17 protein-coding genes and 4 pseudogenes are annotated in these 19,161 nt (G+C 70.5%); 10 read left to right on the top strand and 11 right to left on the bottom strand.

Going from position 1 to position 19,161, the window contains the following annotated elements; all coding sequences use genetic code 11:
- Positions 1-52: 52 nt before the first annotated feature.
- Positions 53-166 (top strand): annotated as a pseudogene (locus I2W78_RS01340) (short-chain fatty acyl-CoA regulator family protein); the annotation flags it as partial.
- 33 nt (positions 167-199) lie between these two features.
- On the opposite strand, the gene I2W78_RS01335 reads toward I2W78_RS01340, so the two are convergent.
- Positions 200-457 carry a twin-arginine translocase TatA/TatE family subunit gene (locus tag I2W78_RS01335; RefSeq protein WP_196456171.1) on the bottom strand — a complete coding sequence of 86 codons (258 nt, stop codon included), beginning with the start codon at positions 455-457 and terminating at the stop codon, positions 200-202.
- Between the two features lie 107 nt (positions 458-564).
- Between I2W78_RS01335 and I2W78_RS01330 the strand changes: the two are divergent.
- Positions 565-950, top strand: a pseudogene (locus I2W78_RS01330) (BlaI/MecI/CopY family transcriptional regulator).
- Positions 951-1,028: 78 nt separating this feature from the next.
- Here I2W78_RS01330 and I2W78_RS01325 read toward each other — a convergent pair.
- On the bottom strand, positions 1,029-1,961 hold the full coding sequence (locus tag I2W78_RS01325) for a sporulation protein (protein ID WP_196464351.1): 933 nt from the start codon (positions 1,959-1,961) through the stop codon (positions 1,029-1,031).
- A gap of 339 nt (positions 1,962-2,300) precedes the next feature.
- On the opposite strand from I2W78_RS01325, the gene I2W78_RS01320 reads away from it, so the two are divergent.
- Together I2W78_RS01320 and I2W78_RS01315 are read left to right on the top strand one after the other, a co-directional pair.
- Complete coding sequence (locus I2W78_RS01320; protein ID WP_196456169.1) at positions 2,301-3,659, top strand: hemolysin family protein; 1,359 nt, start codon at positions 2,301-2,303, stop codon at positions 3,657-3,659.
- Positions 3,656-4,678: a hemolysin family protein gene (locus I2W78_RS01315; protein WP_196456167.1), complete on the top strand. Its 1,023-nt coding sequence runs from the start codon at positions 3,656-3,658 to the stop codon at positions 4,676-4,678. The genes I2W78_RS01320 and I2W78_RS01315 overlap by 4 nt, the downstream gene beginning before the upstream one ends.
- A 48-nt stretch (positions 4,679-4,726) precedes the next feature.
- On the opposite strand, the gene I2W78_RS01310 is transcribed toward I2W78_RS01315, so the two are convergent.
- The 3 genes from I2W78_RS01310 to I2W78_RS01300 all read right to left on the bottom strand — a co-directional run bounded on the left by I2W78_RS01310 (position 4,727) and on the right by I2W78_RS01300 (position 7,069).
- A complete protein-coding gene (locus I2W78_RS01310; protein ID WP_196456165.1) occupies positions 4,727-5,251 on the bottom strand; it encodes a hypothetical protein in 525 nt (174 codons plus the stop codon).
- Positions 5,252-5,424: 173 nt separating this feature from the next.
- Positions 5,425-6,549, bottom strand: a complete 1,125-nt coding sequence (locus I2W78_RS01305) for an amidinotransferase (protein ID WP_196456163.1) — start codon at positions 6,547-6,549, stop codon at positions 5,425-5,427.
- A gap of 112 nt (positions 6,550-6,661) precedes the next feature.
- A complete protein-coding gene (locus I2W78_RS01300) occupies positions 6,662-7,069 on the bottom strand; it encodes a RidA family protein (RefSeq protein ID WP_196456161.1) in 408 nt (135 codons plus the stop codon).
- Positions 7,070-7,428: 359 nt separating this feature from the next.
- On the opposite strand from I2W78_RS01300, the gene I2W78_RS01295 reads away from it, so the two are divergent.
- From I2W78_RS01295 to I2W78_RS40050, 3 genes and pseudogenes are all read left to right on the top strand, one after another.
- Positions 7,429-8,100, top strand: coding sequence for a dienelactone hydrolase family protein (locus I2W78_RS01295; RefSeq protein WP_196464350.1), 672 nt, complete (start codon positions 7,429-7,431; stop codon positions 8,098-8,100).
- A 62-nt stretch (positions 8,101-8,162) separates the two neighbouring features.
- A pseudogene (locus I2W78_RS40055) lies at positions 8,163-8,588 on the top strand (SDR family NAD(P)-dependent oxidoreductase); the annotation flags it as partial.
- 41 nt (positions 8,589-8,629) lie between these two features.
- Positions 8,630-9,145 (top strand): hypothetical protein, encoded by a 516-nt coding sequence (locus I2W78_RS40050; RefSeq protein WP_230886976.1) that lies wholly within the window; start codon positions 8,630-8,632, stop codon positions 9,143-9,145.
- A gap of 91 nt (positions 9,146-9,236) precedes the next feature.
- On the opposite strand, the gene I2W78_RS01285 is transcribed toward I2W78_RS40050, so the two are convergent.
- The 3 genes and pseudogenes from I2W78_RS01285 to I2W78_RS01275 all read right to left on the bottom strand — a co-directional run.
- Positions 9,237-9,665 carry a DUF2267 domain-containing protein gene (locus I2W78_RS01285; RefSeq protein ID WP_196456159.1) on the bottom strand — a complete coding sequence of 143 codons (429 nt, stop codon included), beginning with the start codon at positions 9,663-9,665 and terminating at the stop codon, positions 9,237-9,239.
- Positions 9,666-9,704: 39 nt separating this feature from the next.
- Positions 9,705-9,893, bottom strand: coding sequence for a hypothetical protein (locus tag I2W78_RS01280; protein WP_196456157.1), 189 nt, complete (start codon positions 9,891-9,893; stop codon positions 9,705-9,707).
- A gap of 158 nt (positions 9,894-10,051) precedes the next feature.
- Positions 10,052-10,276: pseudogene (locus I2W78_RS01275) on the bottom strand (NAD(P)-dependent dehydrogenase); the annotation flags it as partial.
- A gap of 241 nt (positions 10,277-10,517) precedes the next feature.
- Between I2W78_RS01275 and I2W78_RS01270 the strand changes: the two are divergent.
- From I2W78_RS01270 to tpg, 3 genes are all read left to right on the top strand, one after another.
- Positions 10,518-10,886: a low affinity iron permease family protein gene (locus I2W78_RS01270; RefSeq protein ID WP_196456155.1), complete on the top strand. Its 369-nt coding sequence runs from the start codon at positions 10,518-10,520 to the stop codon at positions 10,884-10,886.
- A 109-nt stretch (positions 10,887-10,995) separates the two neighbouring features.
- The gene (tap, locus tag I2W78_RS01265; RefSeq protein WP_196464349.1) at positions 10,996-13,209 is read left to right on the top strand and encodes a telomere-associated protein Tap; all 2,214 of its coding nucleotides are present in this window, start codon (positions 10,996-10,998) and stop codon (positions 13,207-13,209) included.
- 12 nt (positions 13,210-13,221) lie between these two features.
- Positions 13,222-13,776, top strand: coding sequence for a telomere-protecting terminal protein Tpg (tpg, locus tag I2W78_RS01260; protein ID WP_196456153.1), 555 nt, complete (start codon positions 13,222-13,224; stop codon positions 13,774-13,776).
- An 84-nt stretch (positions 13,777-13,860) separates the two neighbouring features.
- On the opposite strand, the gene I2W78_RS01255 is transcribed toward tpg, so the two are convergent.
- The 3 genes from I2W78_RS01255 to I2W78_RS01245 form a co-directional block, all read right to left on the bottom strand.
- Positions 13,861-15,027 carry an amidase domain-containing protein gene (locus I2W78_RS01255; RefSeq protein WP_230885290.1) on the bottom strand — a complete coding sequence of 389 codons (1,167 nt, stop codon included), beginning with the start codon at positions 15,025-15,027 and terminating at the stop codon, positions 13,861-13,863.
- Positions 15,028-15,191: 164 nt separating this feature from the next.
- The gene (locus I2W78_RS01250) at positions 15,192-16,478 is read right to left on the bottom strand and encodes a hypothetical protein (protein WP_196456149.1); all 1,287 of its coding nucleotides are present in this window, start codon (positions 16,476-16,478) and stop codon (positions 15,192-15,194) included.
- Positions 16,479-16,534: 56 nt separating this feature from the next.
- Positions 16,535-18,775, bottom strand: coding sequence for a transglycosylase domain-containing protein (locus tag I2W78_RS01245; RefSeq protein ID WP_196464348.1), 2,241 nt, complete (start codon positions 18,773-18,775; stop codon positions 16,535-16,537).
- Positions 18,776-19,161 lie beyond the last annotated feature (386 nt).

Below are 19,161 nucleotides of genomic sequence, written 5' to 3'. Positions count from 1 at the left end.
GCACGGCGGCCCGACCCCGGTCGGCGGGCCTCAGCGGGCCCATGGGGTGGGCGCAGCCCGCCGTATCCACGTCCGGATCGCCGAAATTCCGGACGGCCAGCGCTACTTGTGGGCGGCTCGCGCGGTCACCCGCCACCGTGGCGGCCGGGGCGAGCCCGGACGGACGTGAACACGGGGCGCCCCAGTGAAGGGCCTCGCGTCAGCCCCGCGGTCGCGGCTGCTCGTCGCTGTGCGGCTGAGCCGAATCCCGGCCGGTGCGGGTGATCGTCTCGCCCTGGATCACCCGAGGCGCGGCCTGTTCCCCGGCCGGTGTCCGCGGCTCCTTCATCGCGCCTGCCTCCGCCTTGAGGATGCGCGCCGACTTGCCCGCCGAGCGGGCCAGTTCGGGCAGCTTCTTGGCGGCGAGGACCGCTATGACGACGATGAGGACGACGGCGAGTTCACTCAGTCCGAACATGCCCCGCAACCTACAGCCCTGTAGAAGCCTGGAGGGCGTGGGAGACAGCTGGGTGTCCGTACGATGGACCGCCCGTGAAGTGCGCGGCAGCGGAAGGGAGACAGGGCGTGACGGATCACCGACGTCCCCGGCGACGCGGGCAGGGCGAGCTGGAGGTGCAGGTCCTGGCCGCGCTGCGGGAGGCGGACGGGCCCGTGACCGGCGGCTGGGTGCGGGGGCGGCTCGGCGGCGACCTCGCCTGTACGACGGTGATCACGATCCTGACCCGGCTGCCGGCCAAGGGCGCGGTGACCCGGGAGCGCGCCGGGCGGTCGTTCGTCTGGACCCCGGCCTCGGACGCGGCGGGCCTCGCGGCCCGGAGGATGCGCAAGGTGCTGGACGCCGAGCAGGACCGCGAGGCGGTCCTCACCAGCTCGTCACCGCCCTCGAACCGGAGGACGAGCGCCTGCTGCGCGAGCTGCTGGGCCGTGCCAAGGGCGAAGGCGAGGCCTGAAGCCGCATGGGGTGTTCGCCGTGGTCCTCGTCCCGCACCCGGCGACACCGTTCTGAACCCGTGAAGGTCGACTCGCGGTCAGCCCTCTTCTTCCTCGCCCTCGAAGAAGTCGCCGATCTCGTCGACGACTTCGGCCGCGACCATGCCCCCGACGACCCCGGCCGCGACCCCCGCCGCGCCTGCGGCGACAGCGGTGCCCATGCCGGGGCGGCCGGAGTGGTGGTGCCCGCCCTGGCCGTACGCCGTCCGGTGCTCGGCCAACTGCCGGATCCAGCCGTCCACTTCGGCGTTCCAGTCCCGTACGTCGTGATGGCCGACGGTGAAGCGGGTGAGAGCGTCACGGCCGGAGGAGAACAGGCCGCCGCGCCGGTCGGCCTCCAGGACCACCTCCATGCCGCCCGGCGAGGCCAGGAAGGTCAGTTCGATCTGATTGACCTGGTGGGCGTACTGCGGGGCCGGGGTGAGCTCGATCTCCTGGTAGAAGGGCAACTGCTGGCCGGTGCCGCCGATGCGGCCGTACTCCAGGTCGGCGGACCGGAAGCCGACCCCGAGCTGACCGAGCGCTTCGAGGATCGCCTCCTGGACGGGCAGCGGCGCCACGGTCAGCTGGTCGAGGTCGCCCTTGTCCTTCGCGCCGGCCACCGCCAGCTCGGTGCGCACGCCGAGCACGATGCCCAGCGGCTGGCCGTACAGCTCGGTGATCGGGGTCTCCCAGGGCAGCGTCACGTTGAACGGCACGCCGCGCTGCTCGCCCGCCGCGAGCCGGAAGCCCCCGCCGACGGTGAAGCGCTCGAAGACCACGACGCCCTCGCTCTCCCCGCCGTCGTGCTCGGCCTCCACCCGGGCCACCAGCTCCAGGGTGATGTGCTCGATGTCGAAGTCGGCGTCACCGCCCTTGAGGTGGACCTGCCCCGCAAGACTGCCGCCCGGCCGGGCGGGGCCCGGGTCGAGGACCGTGTCCACCGTGGGGCCGCCCACGCCGAGCGAACCGAGCAGCCGTTTGAACACCATCGCGGCGTTCACTCCTTTACGCGCGTCCGTCACGTGGAACATCCGGGAACTCCCGGACGTTCTCTACAGGCGAGTAGAAGCATCGGGCTGCCGGACGCGGCGGACGCGGTGTCACGGGCCCTCGGCGCGGGAAAGTCCGAAAAGGGCCCCGAACTCGCTGCCGACGGGGACTTGACCAGTGTGCTTTGCTTGTCCTTTACCATAGGTGAGGGCTGAACCGATGCCCTCACATCCCGACGTACCGAAAAGGAGCCAGAGTCCCGCAATGGGTGAGCCTCCCAGTACCAGCCGTGCCATTCCCCACCCGCCGCATGTGAGTGAGGGAACGGGGGTTGCACGGTGACCGAGGTCCTGCTGCTCCTGCTGGCCCTCCTGCTCACAATGGCCTGTGCGGTGTTCGTCGCCGCCGAATTCTCCCTGACCACCGTCGAGCGCGGTGACCTGGAGCGGGCCGCCGCCGCGGGCGAGCGCGGCGCCGACGGCGCGCTGAAGGCCGTACGCCGCCTGACCGTCCAGTTGTCCGGCGCGCAGCTCGGTATCACTGTCACCTCGCTGGTGATCGGCATGCTCGCCGAGCCGTCGCTCGCGGCGCTGCTGCGCGGACCGCTGGCGGCGGTCGGCCTCGGCGGCGCGGCGTCCCCCGTCGCGACCGTGCTGGGCGTCGCCGTGTCCACGGTGGTGCTGATGGTGGTCGGCGAGCTGGTGCCCAAGAACTGGGCGATCTCCCGACCGCTGGCCGTCGCCAAGGTGGTGGCCGGCCCGCAGCGCGGCTTCACGGCCGCCTTCGGCCCGTTCATCCGCCACCTGAACAACACGGCGAACCGTTTCGTACGCCGCTTCGGCCTGGAGCCCGCCGAGGAGCTGGCCTCCGCCCGCAGCCCCGAGGAACTGGTCGCGCTCGCCCAGCACTCCGCCGCCGAGGGCGCCCTGGAAGCCGACTCCGCCGAACTCTTCGTACGCACCCTGCACCTCGGCGAGCTGACCGCCGAGAACGTCATGACCCCGCGGGTCGACGTCAAGGCCCTCGAAGCGCACGCCACGGCCGCCGACGCCGCGAACCTCACCCACGCCACCGGCCTGTCCCGCTTCCCCGTCTACCGCGACAGCCTGGACGACGTCATCGGCACCGTCCACATCCGCGACGTCCTCGCGCTGCCGCCGGAGAAGCGCGCGGTCACACCGGTCACCGAGCTCGCCACCGCTCCCCTGCTGGTGCCCGACAGCCTCACCGCCGACCGCCTGCTGGAGCGCCTGCGCGCCGGCCGCACCATGGCCGTGGTCATCGACGAGTACGGCGGTACGGCGGGCGTGGCGACGATGGAGGACATCGTCGAGGAGGTCGTCGGCGAGGTCCGCGACGAACACGACCCCGTCGAGGTGCCCGACCTGCTGCCCACCCCGGCCGCCGCGGACGGGCGCCCGGCATGGGAGGCGGACGGCTCCGTCCGCATCGATCAGCTCGCCGGCATAGGACTGACGGCCCCCGAGGGCCCGTACGAGACCGTGGCCGGTCTGGTCGCCACCCGTCTCGCGCGGATCCCCGTCAAGGGGGACGTCCTGGACCTGGACGACGGCTGGCGGTTGGACGTTCTCGACGTCGACCACCACCGCGCCGACCGCGTCCGCATCACCGCGGCCGCCCGGCTCCCGGTCCAGGCGGGCGCGACGGCCGAACCGATCGGGGAGGCCTCCCGATGACCGTCCTGCAGCTCGCCATCGGCGCCCTGACCCTGCTGACCAACGCCTTCTTCGTAGGCGCCGAGTTCGCCCTGATCTCCGTACGCCGCAGCCAGATCGAACCCCGGGCCAAGTCGGGCAACACGCGCGCCCGGATGACGATGTGGGCCCTGAAGCACCTCTCCGCGATGATGGCCACCGCCCAGCTGGGCATCACCGTCTCCTCGCTGGTGCTGGGCGCGGTCGCCGAACCGGCCATCGCGCATCTGCTGGAGCCCGCCTTCGAGGCGGCCCACATCCCGCACGGCCTGGTGCATCCGATCGCGTTCGTGATCGCGCTCACCGTGGCGACGTATCTGCACATGCTGATCGGCGAGATGGTCCCGAAGAACATCGCCCTCGCGGCACCCGTCCCGACCGCCCTGCTGCTCGGCCCGCCGCTCGTCGCCCTCACCCGCGCCCTGCGTCCGGTGGTGTTCGGCATCAACGCCTTCGCCAACACCCTGCTGAAGCTGCTGCGGGTCGAGCCGAAGGACGAGGTCGAGTCGGTCTTCACCGACGACCAGCTGGCCCGCATGGTCGTGGACTCCAGCGAGGCCGGGCTGCTGTCGCCCGCCGACGGGGAGCGGCTGCGGGACGCGCTGGAGCTGGGCACCCGCCCGGTGGGCGAGATCCTGGTCCCCGTGCACCGGATGCGCACCGTCGGCCACACGGTCACCCCGGCCGAGCTGGAGCGGATCGCGGCCGAGGCGGGCTTCTCCCGCTTCCCGGTCACCGGCCCGAACGGCAGCCTGCTGGGCTATCTGCACATCAAGGACACCCTCGGCGTCACCGACCGCGACCGGCCGTTCCCGCGCGAGGCCCTGCACCGCGTCACCCGGGTCCGTATCGACACCCCGCTGGACGACACCCTCACCGCCCTGCGCGCCGACGGCGGCCACCTGGCGGCGGTCACCGGCGCGACGGGCACGGTCCTGGGCTTCGTGACCATGGAGGACGTGCTGTCCGAGCTGGTCGGCCCGGCACCGGCGAGGGGCTGAGCGGGGCGGCCGTCCGACGGCGGCCGCCCCGGCACAGCGGTGGACGGCTCAGCAGCCGCCGCAGTTGTAGTAGGTGACGTCCCAGTGGTTGCCCTCGTCGGCGTAGATGTTGCCGGAGCCGGAACGCCACTGGAGGGCGCCGTCGCCCCGCGGGCCGATGTAGGTGAAGTTGTTCTTGATGTAGTTACCGATGCAGGAGTACTTGCTGTAGTCGAGCTTGTAGCCGTTCCAGTGCGAGTACGTGCCCGAGGCGTGCCCGGTCTCGGTGCCGCCGGTGATGTTCAGCGCGCAGCCGCTCGCCTGCTTGAGCGTCTGGGCGCCCTGGGCGCTGGCCAGGTTGAGCTGCTCGAACGACGTACAGGTCGGGTTGTTGCGGTTGGAGCAGTTTCCGGAGGACGACCAGGTGATGCCGACCTGCCGGAACATCGAGGTCGCGGTGGCGTGACTGATCTTGGTGGCGGCGTGCGCCGTACCGGCGGTCCCGACGACGGCGGCGCCGGGCGCCACGACGAGCGCGAGAGCGGTCAGCACGGAACGGACCTTGAGAGCCTTCGTGGCCTTGAGGACCTGCATGGGGAACCTTCCTGCGGGGGCCATGCTTCCTGTGGGGGTGGCTGTGCGGGTGGAGCGGCTCGATCGTGCCCGAGGTCTACGCGCGTGCACCAGAGGGCAAAGCGGAACGAACAAGGGCGCCCGCGTGAAGAGTTGAGCCGCCGAGGAGGCCTACGCCCCAAGGCCCGGCCCGATCAAGGGAAGTACGACTCGAGGGTGCCCCGGCGTCGGACGTCGAGCGTCGCGCAGTGGAATGAGCCGCCGAACGGCGCGTAGTGCAGCAGGTCGCAGGGGATCGGCTCGAAGCCCCACTCCTCGAGCGCGCGCAGCATGTCCGTGTGGTGCCGCTCCGCGATGACCCGCTTCTCGTCGACCATGAGCACGTTCATGCTGAGCCACTTGCCGCACATCGACGTGATTTTCAGCAGGCGCTCGTCGATCGGCCTGGGCTCGGGGGCGACCAGGATGTCCCACGAGCTGAGGACGTCCGGCAACCGGTCGACATCGATGTACTCCGGGTTGACCAGCGCCTTGCCGGGCGCGAGCAGCACGAACGTCGTGTCGATGTGCATGGGTGTACGGCAGCGGCTCTCGATCTCGTGGATGCGATAGCCGGGCCCGAGGTGGCGGCGCAACCAGTCGATGCCCATCCGGTTGGTGACATTGCTCGGGGTGACGAACAGGTCGCGTCCCGCGCGCACGAAATCCGCCGCGTCGAAGACGGGCTCGAACTCGGTGAGGATGTAGCGCATGGGCTCACCGGACTTGGGGATGCGGAAGTCCGGCTCGAACAGTTCGTCGGTGAGCTGTGGCTTCGGCGCCGCCGTCCAGCGCGCGCCGCGCCGGAAGTAGTCCTTGAGGATCGGGCGATAGGAGTGGGTCTCGAAATACCGGCACGGCCATGCCATCGGTGTTTCGATGATCTCGTCGCCGATCACCAGCATGCTGTCACGCGGGCAGGTGTTGCAGAAGCCGCGTGACGACCAGTCGGGGGTGCCGTAGCGCCGCTTGTGGTCGACCGCGTCCGGGCGCCTGACCGTGACGTCGAGCGACTCCAGGAGAGTGATGAACTGATCGAGTTCCTGCTGGGCCCGCTCGATCAGGATGTCCGGATACTTGAAACCGGCGGCAAGCCTCTGCAGTCGCGCCGCCCACGGTGGGATGTTGCAGGTCACGACGGGATGCCCGGAAGGGATCGTCGCGCCTTCGAGACGCCCGACGATGATCTCCTCCAGCGGATCCCACTCGTTGTGTGAATTCACCGGCGAAACGAGCGGTTCCTCCGCGGCGTTGGCAGCCACGGCCGACGGCGCCGACATCAGACTGAGCCCTCACAGGATTGTAGTAACTCAATACATTCACCATGTTACCCAAGGTGAAGGAAACTAGCCTGTCTCCGGGTGACCGCCGACCGCGGCTGCAAACGTCTGTTCAGTCGATGACCGCCGTGGCTTCCACTTCCACCAGATGCTCGGGTACGTCCAGTGCCGCAACCCCCAGCAGCGTGCCCGGCGGAACCGGCGTCCCTCCCAGCTTCGCGGCGGCCCGGGCGATCCCCTCCAGGAGCAGAGGCATCTTGTCGGGCGTCCAGTCGACGACGTAGAGGGTCATTTTCGCCACGTCGTCGAAGGACGCGCCGACCTCCGTCAGGGCGGTGCCGATGTTGAGGTAGCACTGCTCGACCTGAGCGCTGAGGTCTCCTTCGCCGACCGTGACTCCGTCGGCGTCCCAGGCGACCTGGCCGGCGATGAAGACCAGCTTCGATCCGGTCGCGATCGACACCTGCCGGTAGGCGTCGATTTCCGGCAGCCCGTTGGGGTTCACCAAGGTGATGGCCATAGTGCCCGCCTCCTCGTCATGAGAGCGCGCCGCTCTCCGATGGTTACTCGGGAACCGTAGGAGAGTGGCCGCTGACATGGAAGAACGCACTTTTTGGTGACTGGGGAACCTGTTGGTGACCCACGGGCGGAGTCGCCTTCGCGTTCGAGTGCGGCGTCCGCCGCGTCTGCAGGAAGTCGTCGAGCGAGTCGGTGTCCAGCAGCCACTGGGCCACGCCACTCCTGCCATTCAGGAACCCCGCGGGGCGATCGTCGGACGTCGGTGCGGGTACGCGGTCGGAGAGAAGTGGACGCACCGATGCGGAAGGCCGGCGGGCCGGGAGCCAAGGCCCGGGCGGGCCGGGGAAGAAGTTGATGTCGATGATTTCCGACATGGTTCTGGTGCCCACCGACGAGGCGATGCTCCCGGGCGATCTCGTCGTGCCGGCGCCCGCGCGGGCGGTGGTGTTGTTCGCACACGGAAGCGGCAGTTCCCGGCACAGCCCGCGCAACCGGATGGTCGCCGCCGAGCTGCGCACCGCCCAGATGGGCACGCTGCTGATGGACCTGCTCAGTGAGCGGGAGGAGCGGCATGACGCGCTGACGGGCGAGCACCGCTTCGACATTCCGTTCCTGGGCCGCCGTCTGGTCGCCGCGATCGACTGGCTGGACACGCAGCCCGACACCCGAGGGCTCCCGATCGTCGTCTTCGGCGCCAGCACCGGTGCCGCCGCGGCCCTGGTCGCCGCCGGCCAACGCCCGGACCGGGTGCTGACCGTCGTGTCGCGGGGCGGACGGCCCGACCTGGCCGACGACGCCCTGGACGCCGTACGGGCGCCGGTGCTGCTGATCGTCGGGGGCGAGGATCAGGAGGTGCTGCGGCTCAACGAGGAGGCGGCCCGACGACTGCGCGCCCCGCACTCACTGCACGTGGTGCCGGGCGCCACTCACCTGTTCGAAGAGCCCGGAGCGCTCGAGGACGTCGCGCACACCGCCCGGCGCTGGTGCGACGAGCGTCTGCGCGCGCAGCGGGAGTCGGTGCGGGGCGAGTGAAGGCGGGCGTGCGGTGCTTCTACGAGGTGCTGCCGGCCGGTCATCCCTGAGGAGGCGGCAGGATGCGGGTGCGCGAATCGGTAGTGGTGATCACCGGGGCGTCGAGCGGTATCGGACGGGCGACCGCGGAGGCGTTCGCCCGCAAGGGCTGTGCCGTGGTGCTGGCCGCCCGGGGTGAGGAGGCCCTCGAAGCGGCCACACGGGAGTGCGAGCGGCACCGGGGCGCTCAGACGCTCGTCGTGCCGACCGATGTCACGGACGTCGCGGCGGTCGACGCTCTCGCCCGGCGCGCGGTCGAGCGGTTCGGACGGATCGACGTATGGGTCAACGCGGCGGCCGTCAGCGTCTTCGGACCGTTCGAGGAGGTGCCGCTGGAGGACTTCCGCAGGGTCATCGACGTCAACGTCATGGGGTACGTGCACGGGGCCCGGGCAGCGCTGCGCACCATGCGGAAGCAGGGCAGCGGCACCCTCGTCGACGTCTCGTCCGTCGCCGGGCGGTCAGCCAGCCGTACACCCACGCGTACGTCATGTCGAAGCACGCCGTCCGGGCGCTCGGCGCGAGCCTGCGGCAGGAGCTGCGGATCAGGGGCGAGGCCGGGAGGATCCACGTGTGCACGGTGCTGCCGGCCAGCATCGACACCCCGCTGTTCCAGCACGCGGCCAACTACACGGGCCGCAAGGTCGTGGCCATGCCGCCCGTGTACAGCGCCGAGCGGGTCGCCCACGCCATCGTGGACGTGGTCCGCGTACCACGGCGTGAGGTGGTGGTCGGTCCCATGGGGCGGGCCATCGCGTTGCAGTCGCGCACGACTCCCGGACTGCTGGAGCGGGCGGCGGCCCGTCAGGTGGACCGGGCTCACCTCGCCGAGGAGCCGGCCCCGGCGACACACGGGAACCTGCACGTACCGGCACCGGGGGCCGGTTCGGTCGACGGCGGCTGGGGCGGGCGGCGTAAGACAGCGTTCCGCCGGCTGGCCCTCGCGGCCACCGTCGTGGGCGTGGGCGTGGCCGTGGGCGCGGGACGACGAGTCGCCTCCCGGTGAGCGACTGGGGCCGTACTGGTCGGCGGTCCAGGCCGCCAGGTCCTCGCCGCTCACTCGGCGCGACCGGTGCCTACTCCGCGGGCTCGTCTGCCTACTCCGCGGGCTCGTCGGCCCGTGCCGTGGGGAGCAGTTCGCGGATGTCGGCAGGGAGGGCGTCGGTCAGCTTCCGCATCTCCTCCGGTGAGACAGCGGCGTCGAGAACCTCCAGAACGGCGGCGGAGTACCCCAAGGCCTTGTCCTCCGTGGTGCCGGCCCGGACCGCGACCCGGCCCGCGAAGGCCGTCAGGTCGAACCGCTCTCCCGCCCCGCTCGACCGCCCGTCCGAGGTGGCCGAGGCGGTCACCTCATGGATGCAGGCCGCCAGATCCCGTGGCAGCTGGGCGGCCACGTGGTCGGCGAGCCCGGTCGGCACCCGTTCCGCCAGCGTCTGCAGCACGGACCGGGTCGCGAGTTCGGTGGACCCACGATCCGGGAGGTGAGCCAGGGCCTGCACCTTGCCGATCATTTCGTCGTGCCGCATGGTGGTACCTCCTTTCCCTGCTTCACGTGGGTCCCCGCTTCAGGTGGGCCTTTCCTTCTCGACGCCGGGCAGCGACCGGTCGTCTTCGTCGTCGCGTTCTCCCTCCGCCTGGGAGGGGGTGGTCCGGGGCGGCTCGGTGGCTCGGTGGCCCGGGTCGCGCAGCAGGGCTTCGATGCCCATGTCGTCGTCCCGCTCGCCTTCGGCCTGGGACGGTGTCTGCTCGGTCATCGGTTGCCTCCCGGTATTCGTCCAGTGCCATTCCTTCGTTGTCAGCCCAGGGCCCTATGGCAGGGGCGTGCCACCGGTCGCGTTGAGGATCGCCGCCGCTCGGCGGGCTGTGCCGGACGGCCCAGCGGGCTCTGCTGGCCGAACCGCACGGTGTCGGGAGCGAGCGCCACGGCCCGGCCGATGCCGGAGTCCCCGTCCGTGATGACGGTTCTGCGATCCGTCAGGCGACCGGCGCCGCGGTAGGACTTCTCACCATGGTCCGGTGGCGGGTCCATGGGACCGGTCCAGCCGGGGTGGGGCCGGTCCTGTGCCGGAAACTCGGGCGTCGGGTGCTGGGTCACCGGGTTCTGGGGGCTGCGCTGCGGGTCGTGCGGGTCGGTCACGTCGGCCTCCTGCGTCCCGTACGAGTCCGGACGAGCGCACGAGTTCCCACCCGGGACCCTTCGGAAAACGCCGTGCCACACAGACCACCCGCTCTCGGTGGAGCGCTCGTCAGTGGCCGACCGCGCTCGGCGCCGAACGAGGGGAACGTGGCCCGATTGCCGCGCTGGGTACCCGGGGGCACGGTGCACACCAGGCGCTCGGAGGGGGCGCCTGCGTTCTTGAGGGCCAGTAGGAGGCGACATGGCGCTGCAGCATCCCGCCGATCGTGGCGGCGGCAAACGCGGCCGGTTCGAACGATTCGCCGAGGCGGCGTCGCTGTTCACCAGCTCTCCGGTCTTCTACGTCCTCTGCCTCGCCCTCGTCGTCGGAGTGGCCTGCGTCCATCTGTCGGGCGTCCCACTGGAGTGGAAGGTCTTCGCCGGTGAGTGCATGACGGCCGTGACCCTGCTGCTTCTCGCCCTGTTGAAGAATTCCGAGCAACGCGCCGAGCGAGCGATTCAGCGCAAGCTGGACGCCATCGCCACCGCGCTCATCGAATCGAGCGTCGGCGACCGCGAGAAGGCGTTCGAGGACCTCAGGTCGGCGATCCGGATGGAGGAGGAGACGTGACAGCCGACCACTCCGCCGCCGACAGCTCGCCCGCGCTGAACGCCATCCGTACGCGTTCGGTACGCGAAAGATGCGCTTCGCGCTAGGGTGACGCCACAGGAGGTGCATGATGTCCGAGCTGTTCAGCGCGGTCGACGCCCTGGTCGCGTCCCGCTCCCCGCTACCGTCCCCCGCGGAGCGCAGGCGGTTGCGCCAGGCGCACGGGCTGACGCTGGACGAGGTGGCCGCCGCGCTCCAGGTTCGACGGGCGACGGTGAGCGGCTGGGAGGCGGGCAGGACGGAGCCGCGCCCGCCGGAGCGGGAGGCCTACGCCCGCCTGCTGAAGCAGCTCGGGGAGCTCTACCCCGCCGACACCAACGCCACGGCCCCCGCGCCGGACACGACCACCGCCACCGCGCCCGCGCCGGACACGACCACCGCACGGCCGGCCTCCACCGCGCCCGCGCCGGACACGACCACCGCACGGCCGGCCCGTACCGCCCCGGCCCCGGCAGCCGCCGCCCCGACGGAGCCGTCGCCGCCGTCGCCTCACCAGGGCGCGAAGAAGGCCTCCCCCAGGAAGGCGGCCCCTGCCCCGGCGGCCGACGCCGACAAACGGTTCGCCAACGGCCCGCTCGCCGTCATCGACGCCGACGCCGGACGGCAGGTCACGGCGTACTGCGTCGGAGGACTGGTCCTGGACGTACCCGCCAAGTCGCTTCCCGCACTGCTGGAGTGGACGCTGACGGAGGCGCTGCTCGGCGCGGAGAAGCTGCACGGTTCCGGCAAGGACTCCGACCCGCTCCTCGTGCTGACCGAGGCCGCCTGCAAGCGGTACGGGCTGCCCGTGACGCTGGCGGAGAGCGAGCGGCTCGCCGGGCGGCTCCCGGACGGGCACAAGATCCTCAGGCAACTGCAGCGCGCGGACTGGCAGCTGACCAAGCGCGGGTTCGGGCCCTGGGCGCGGATCTACCGCCCGGCCCAGGGCCGCCGGCGGCAGTGCGTGCAGTTGTGCATCCCGTCCTGGAACGCCCTCGACACACGCACCTGGGGCAACGCCGCGCAGCTGCCGCCGGCCGAACTCGCCCGGCTGCTCGGCACATACGCGCGGCGGGTGATGACACCGCGCGGCTCCACCGCCGTAACGGGTCTGGAGCTGATGACCGCCCTGAACCCGCCGACCCGCGCGAGCGAGCCGGACGAGACGGGCCGGCGGCACAAGGAACACCGGCCCGGCTCGCTGGGCGAGCACCCGATCGACTGCGCGCCGTGCGAGGCACCCGACGGGCACCCGCTGCTCGCCGATCTGCCCCGCTTCCACCAGCGCGGCCCCGCGGAGATGCTGTTCGAGGAGGCCTACGACTGGGCACGCGAACTCACCGACGCCGAGTGCATGCGGCGCCACCTGGTCGGCATCGACGTCAACCTCGCCTTCGGCGCCGCCGCGAACGGCGTGGTCGTCGGCCTCTCCCAGCCGCCGGCGCACGTCACCAACCCGGAGTTCGATCCGGCGTTGCCCGGTGCGTGGCTGGTCGACCTCTCCCACGTCGACCTCTCCCGTGTCCTGGTCGGCAAGCAGTGGCGGCACCTCGAAGGCGACCTGCTGCCCAGCCCGTTCACACCGACCGGTGAGCGGCCGACGGGCCCGGCCTGGTACGCGACCCCGACCGTGGCGTACGCCGTGGAACTCGGCTACGACGTCGCACCGGTCGCGGCCTGGGTGCGGCGGGAGAAGGGCAAGTACCTGGACGCCTGGTACAAGCGGCTCCGCAACGCCTACGTCGACACCATGGCGGACCTGGGCGTGGGCGAGAAGCTGCCGCCGGGAGAGTTCCTGCGGGCGATGGACGGCTACAAGCAGCGCGACCCGGAGATGGCGATCGTCCTGGACGCGATCAAGTCCACGGTGAAGGGCGGCATCGGCAAGCTGCGTGAGCGGGCGCGCGGCGGCGGCTGGAAGCCGGGCCAGGCGTGGCCGGCCCTGTCCCGGCCCACGTGGCGGCCCGACATCCGCGCGGCCGTCATCTCCCGGGCCCGCGTCAACATGCACCGCAAGATGCTCGCGCTCGCCGCCGCCACCGGCCGCTACCCGGTGGCGGTCCTGTCGGACTGCGCCGTGTACGCCGCCGACGGACCCGGCCCGCTGGATGTCCTGCCGTACGACGCCGAAGGCAGGACCGCGCCCGGCAGCTTCCGGCTCGGGGTGTCGCCCGGCATGGTCAAGCACGAGGGCACCCAGACCACCCTGTGGGCCGAGGAAGTGCGCGAGAGGCACGGCCAGTTGCTCAACCTCGCCCGGTACATCAAGACGGGCGAGGTCACCGCCAAGGACGACGGAGAGTAGGGCGAGGACCCAATGGACACGGTCGGGGACGGCCTCGACGCCGCGCTGCAGAAGGCGTTCACCCGCCCCATCCCGAAGAGCGCGGGTGCGCAAGTGCGGTACCTCGTCAAGCAACTCAAGGGCACGAGGCGGGTGGCCGAGCTGCTCGGGATCACCCAGCGCACCGTCGAACGGTACGTGAAGGACCAGATCAAAAGGCCCCGCAAGGAACTCGCCGACCGGCTGGAGCGCGAGGTGAGGCAGCGGTGGCAGCCGCAGATCCGCGCCAAGGCCCGGCAGACGGCGGCCACCACCGGCGGCATCGTCATCGACACCCGCGCCCGCTTCGGCTACACCGCCGCACCCGGCACGACCGACGACGCCAGACTGCGCCACCTCACCGTGGCGCTGCCCCCGGAGTACGCGGCCCGCCTCTTCGAGGCGCAGCAGCAGGGAGCCACCGAACAACAGCTGCGTCACATCGCGGCCGAGGGTCTGGGTGAGATCTACTTCCGCGACCGCAACCGGCGCGCCCACGGCCTCGACGTGGAGTTCACCGACGTGGAGCACATCGACTTCGACCTCTAGACCGGCCTCGTACCCGGCGGGTCGTACAAGCCGCCGCCCCGGCCTGGCGGGGCCGGAGCGGCGGGGTCGGCCGGGGGAGGCCGGTCAGGTGCGGTAGGCGTAGTACGCGGCGTTCGGGTACGACGCGATGATGCTCGCCACCGACCGGCGGTAGGTGTTGGTGGAGTGGTACGTCAGGTACGGCACGCCCTGCCGGCTGCGGTACGTGACGATCATCGTGTGGTCCTTGGACCCGTCCTTGTCGAAGTCGATCTGGAGCACATCGCCGACGTCCATCTGGTAGACGTTGGCGAGGCTGGTGACGCGCTTGGAGTTCAGCGCGAACCACGACCACTCGTTGACGCCGACGAACGAGTGCGACTGGATGTCGGCGTTGCCGAACCACCGGGTGTAGTCGTACACATAGCCGGGCACGTGCTTCCAGCCGCCCGCCTTCAGGGACTGGCTGACGAAGTTGGTGCAGTCGCCGCCCGCGCCCTGCCCGTTGAAGTCGGGGTAGTCCGGGTTGTAGTTGGTCCAGTACTTCTCCGCGTAGGCGGCCATCGCCTTGTAGTCGTAGCCGCCGGCGGTGAGGTTCTTCGGGTTGGACGGCGCGGGCCGGGTGATGGCCGCGCGCGGGGCCGACGGCATGGTGTCGGTCTTGGCCTTGGTGGCTGCCGCGACCTTCGGCTTGGCCGTCTGGTTGACCGCGAGATAGCCGTCGTCGGTCTCACGGATGTCGGTCAGCCGCCAGTTGCCCTGCCGGTCCGCCTGGAAGGTCAGCCTGTGGTGGGCCTGGAATCCGGTAGTCCGCGGCTCGTCGCCGCGGACCTTCTCGTACGTCAGCGTCGTGGTCTCGGTGACCTTGACGACGGCCTTGCGGCCTCTGACGCTGGTGTGGTCCAGGGTGACGGAGGTGTTCGCCGCGCTGTACTTCTCACCGAGCCGCGCGAGCCCTTCCTTGCGGTCGCCGAGCCGGTCCACGGCGTCGTCCTCGGTGCGGGCGGCACCGGAGGAGACCGCGACCTCCCCGGAGAAGCCGTCGATCAGCGGCTTCTTCCCGTTGTCGCCCGGCTTGTCGACCAGGGCGTTGGTGCGGTCGGTGAAGACCGCGTCGGCCAGGCGCTGAAACGTGGCCTTGGTCCGGGCGTCCACCTCGGGCTCGGCCGGCGCGGACGCGCCCGCGCTCCAGTTGGGCAGCAGCGCCACGCCGGCGACGACCGAGGCGGCGGCTGCCGTGACTATCGTCGCGCGACGCCGCGTACGGCTCAATTTCCTTGACTTCACTGAAGTTCCCCTCTTTCCTCGGCGCAGGACTGCCGAGGCAAGCGGAATCTTTGCATGCCATGTGTGGCTGGTGTGAAGGGGGTTGCACCCCTGAATGCGCGGGAGTTATCGGACCGTCACCGACTCCCGCCGCGCCGGGCGGCGGGCGGTCACTGCACGACCGTCGACCAGTCCGGGGACTGCGCCGGGTCCAGGCTGCGCAGCCGCTCCAGGGTGGCCGGCTTCTGGACGTCCATCCAGTCGGCGAGCTCCTTGAACGACACGCACTTGACGTCCTTCTTGGTGCACACGGTCCTGATCATGTCGTCGACGGCCTTCATGTAGATGCCGCCGTTCCACTGCTCGAAGTGGTTGCCGATGAACAGCGGGGCCCGGCTGCCGTAGTAGACGCGGTTGAACCCGGCCATGTAGGCGTCGAAGGTCTCCTGCTGCCACTGCGGGTACATCGCCGGGTCGCCGTCGGTCTCGCCGTCGGACTGGTTGTAGAGGAAGTTGAAGTCCATGGACAGGCCCTGGTACTTGCCGCCCTCGTACGGGAGCATCTGGAGTGGGAAGTCCCAGATGCCGTTCTTCTTCGTCGGCCAGATCTGGAAGTCGCCGGCGGAGCTGGCGTCGTAGCGCCAGCCGTAGCTCTTGGCCGCCTTCAGCAGGTTGGCCTGGCCCTCCAGACAGGGGGCGCGGCCGCCGGTGACCGCCTTCCTGATGTCGAAGGGCAGCGGGTCGATGTCGGTGTAGCCCGTGGTGGTCTTCCATTTCTCCACGAACTCGTAGAACTGGTCGATCTCGCTCTTCCACTCCTCGACGCTCCAGTCGCCGCCGCCCTTGGCGCCGCAGAAGTGGCCGTTGAAGTGGGTGCCGATCTCGTTGCCGTCCTTCCAGGCGCCGGCGAGCTGCTCCAAGGTGGTGCGTATGTGCTCGTCGGTGGGGAAGCTGATCGCCGCGGTGCCCTTGGGGTGCTGCGGTGGGGAGTAGAGGTCGCTCTTGCTCTTGGGCAGCAGGTAGATACCCGTGAGGAAGAAGGTCATATGGGCGTTGTACCGCTTGGCCATCTCCCGGTAGTGGGAGAAGAGCTCGTCGTCTCCCTGGAGGGCGCCGTCCCAGGAGAAGACGACGAACTGGGGCGGCTTCTGACCGGGTTTGAGGGGCTCCGGCTTCAACTGGTCCTTCTGCGGGCCGGTGTAGGACGTCGAGCCGTCGCCGAGCACCTTGGTCTTGCCGTCCCACTCCGGCTCCTCGGTCGCCCGCGAGGCCGGATGCTGCCCTGAACGGTCCTTGGCGGACGCGGTCGAGGCGGTGTTGCCGGTGCGGGAGAGCACCAGGTAACCGGCGACGAGGGAGGTGACGACCAGGAACGCCGCCAGGGTGATGAACCCCGGACGGGCGGCGGGACGGCGGGGTACGCGGGCCTTGCGGCGGCGGCCCGACGGCTGTTTCATCTTGCGGCTCAATCTCTTGGGGACAGGGGCTGGGGCGATGCCGGTCGCGTCGGTGATCAGCCGAGGGGACTCATGGCACCTGACCAGATGCCGTACGGGACACTGTTGGTTGCGGTGCCGCCCAGGCCCTGGAGCGGTAGGGGTTCGAGGCTCTTGTTCAGGTCGATGCGGTAGACCACGACCGCGGTGGCCACCTTCTTGGCGGTGCCGACGTACCACGCGGCCGTGTCGTCCTCGGTGGTGCCCAGCTTCCCCGCGACCTCCGCGGAGGTGGTCGCGGCGTCCGGGTGGGCGGTGCGGAAGGCGTCGGTGAGGGCGGACTGGACCTCACGGGCGGCCTCGGCGCCCATCGCGCGGCGGGTGGGCGGTGCGTCGAGGGCGACCTTGTGACCGTTGAGGGTGATGCGCCGCACCGAGTAGGGCTCGACGTGCACCCCGTCGGCGGCGAAGGTGGCGTAGCCGCTGGCCATGCGGATGGCGCTCGGTGTGGAGCTGCCGGTGGACAGGGTCGGCACCTGGGCGCCGATGCTGGAGGGCAGCAGCCCCGCGGCCTCGGCGGTGGCGCGCACCTTCTCCAGCCCGGTGTCCATGCCGAGCTGCATGAACGGGGTGTTGACGGACAGGGCGAGGGCCTGGTGCAGGGAGATCTGGCCGTAGGACCTGCCGCCGTCGTTGCGTGCGGCGACCTTGCGGCCGCTGCGGTCCCAGTACGGGCCCTCGGGCGTGGTGACGGGCACCTCGTCGTCGCCGTTGTAGAGGGACTCCCCGGTCACCGGCGTGCGGTCGCCGTCGCGGGTCTTGCGCACGCCGTGCTCCAGTCCGGCCGCGTAGACGAACGGCAGGAACGCCGAACCGGCCGGCACGGTGGTCGCGTTGGACTCGTTGTAGCCCTGCGTACGGTGGTCGGGGCCGCCGTAGACAGCGAGGATCCGGCCGTCGGTGGCGATGGAGGCCGCGCCGTAGTGGGCGGCCTTGGCGGCCTTCGGATCGTCCTTCTTGGCCTCGTTGCGGGCCTTGGTGACGGCCTCGGTGAGCTGCGCCTCGCGATCCTTGTCGAACGTCGTGTAGATCTGGTAGCCGCCGAGGTCGAAGTCCTTGTCCGAGAGGTGCGCGTTCTTCTTGGCGTACTGCGCGGCGAGTTCCACCAGGTAGTCGCTCTGCTCGCCGGTGTCGTACAGCGGGTTGCTCTTCAGCGGCGCGGGGAACGTCCGGTACTTGGCGCGCTCCTGCGGCGACAGCTTGCCGATGGCCACCATCCGGTCCAGGATCCACGACCAGCGCTCCACGGCCCGCTCCTGGTTCGCCTTGCTGAGCGTGGGGTCGTACAGGCCGGCGCCCTTGAGCAGGGAGGCGAGGAAGGCGGCCTCGCTGACGTTGAGTTCGTTGACGTCCTTGCCGTAGTAGGCCTGGGCGGCGCGCTGGATGCCGTAGGTGCCGCGGCCGAACCAGCTGGTGTTGAGATAGCTCTCCAGGATCTCGTCCTTGCTCATCCTGTTGTCGAGCTTGAGGGCGATCATGGCCTCGGTGAACTTGCGGCTGAGCGTCTGGTCCTGGTTGAGGTAGACGTTCTTGACGTACTGCTGGGTGATGGTCGAGCCGCCCTGGGTGTCGCCCGCGCCGAGCGTGCGGAACAGGGCGCGGGTGATGCCCTTGAAGGAGACGCCGGGGTCGCTGTAGAAGCTCGCGTTCTCGGCGGCGAGCACCGCCCAGCGGACGTCCTCCGGTACGTCGTCCAGCGGCATCGCCTGCCGCTGCACCCAGCCCGTACGGGCCATCGGGGTGCCGTCGGCCCAGAAGTACACGTTGTCCTGCTGAGTGGCGTAGGTGTTGAGATTGTCCGGGATGTCGGTGGCGGCGTAGGCGACGACCAGGAAGAGGGTGCTCAGTCCGAGGGAGGCGAGGAAGCCGCCGAGGGTCTGCCGCCAGGAGGGGATCCAGCGGCGCCAACCGGTGCGGCCCGGCCGGGGGTACAGCGGGCGCAGCCGGCGGACGTAGGGGCCGAGGAAGGCGACGACGGGGGCGAGGACGGGGGTCAGCCGAGGGCCGAGGGCCGCGGTGAGGCGGGCGGCGGGGGAGGGGCGGGGGGCTTTGCGGCGGCGACGGGAGGGCGTACGGGAATTCTCGGATGCGGGGGAGGCGGCGTCGGGCGCCTCGGGTATGTCGGATATCCCGGATATCCCGGAGGCGTTGGAATCAGCGGATATGTCGAATCCGGTGGGTATGCCGCCCTCGGGTATGCGCAGCTGCATGGTCTCGTCCGCGGCCGCAGTCGGCTGCGCCGGGACCTTCAACTGCATGGTGACGTCCGGCTCCAGAGGCACCTCGTCGCCACTTTGACGGCGGCGTCCCCCCTGCCCTCCCTGGGCCACGACTGTGCCTCCCTCCGCACTACGTGTTGCTCGCGCAGGCAGACCGTACAGACGTACGAGGTTTGATGTTGTTGCCGCAGCAGCGGCCGCAAATCATGACTCCCCCTCCCCGGCTTCGCGGGGCATCGCGGCGCTCTCAAATTACCAGCGTCCTTCGCAAAGTCTCCACACAGAACCGGGCCGAAAAGGTCACATCTGAAATGAGAAAACGGTAAGCGGGCGCGGGTGCGGCGGAAGGGTGGACACAGCGCCACCGATCTGTCCCCCGCGCGCACTTTGTCCCCACCCGGGAAGAAGTAACGAGATCTTGCGCA

It is taken from the genome of Streptomyces spinoverrucosus (assembly GCF_015712165.1).
Classification (GTDB): Bacteria; Actinomycetota; Actinomycetes; order Streptomycetales; family Streptomycetaceae; genus Streptomyces; species Streptomyces spinoverrucosus_A.
The sequence above is the reverse complement of the archived record's forward strand: the minus strand, read 5'-3'. Positions and strand labels throughout refer to the sequence as shown.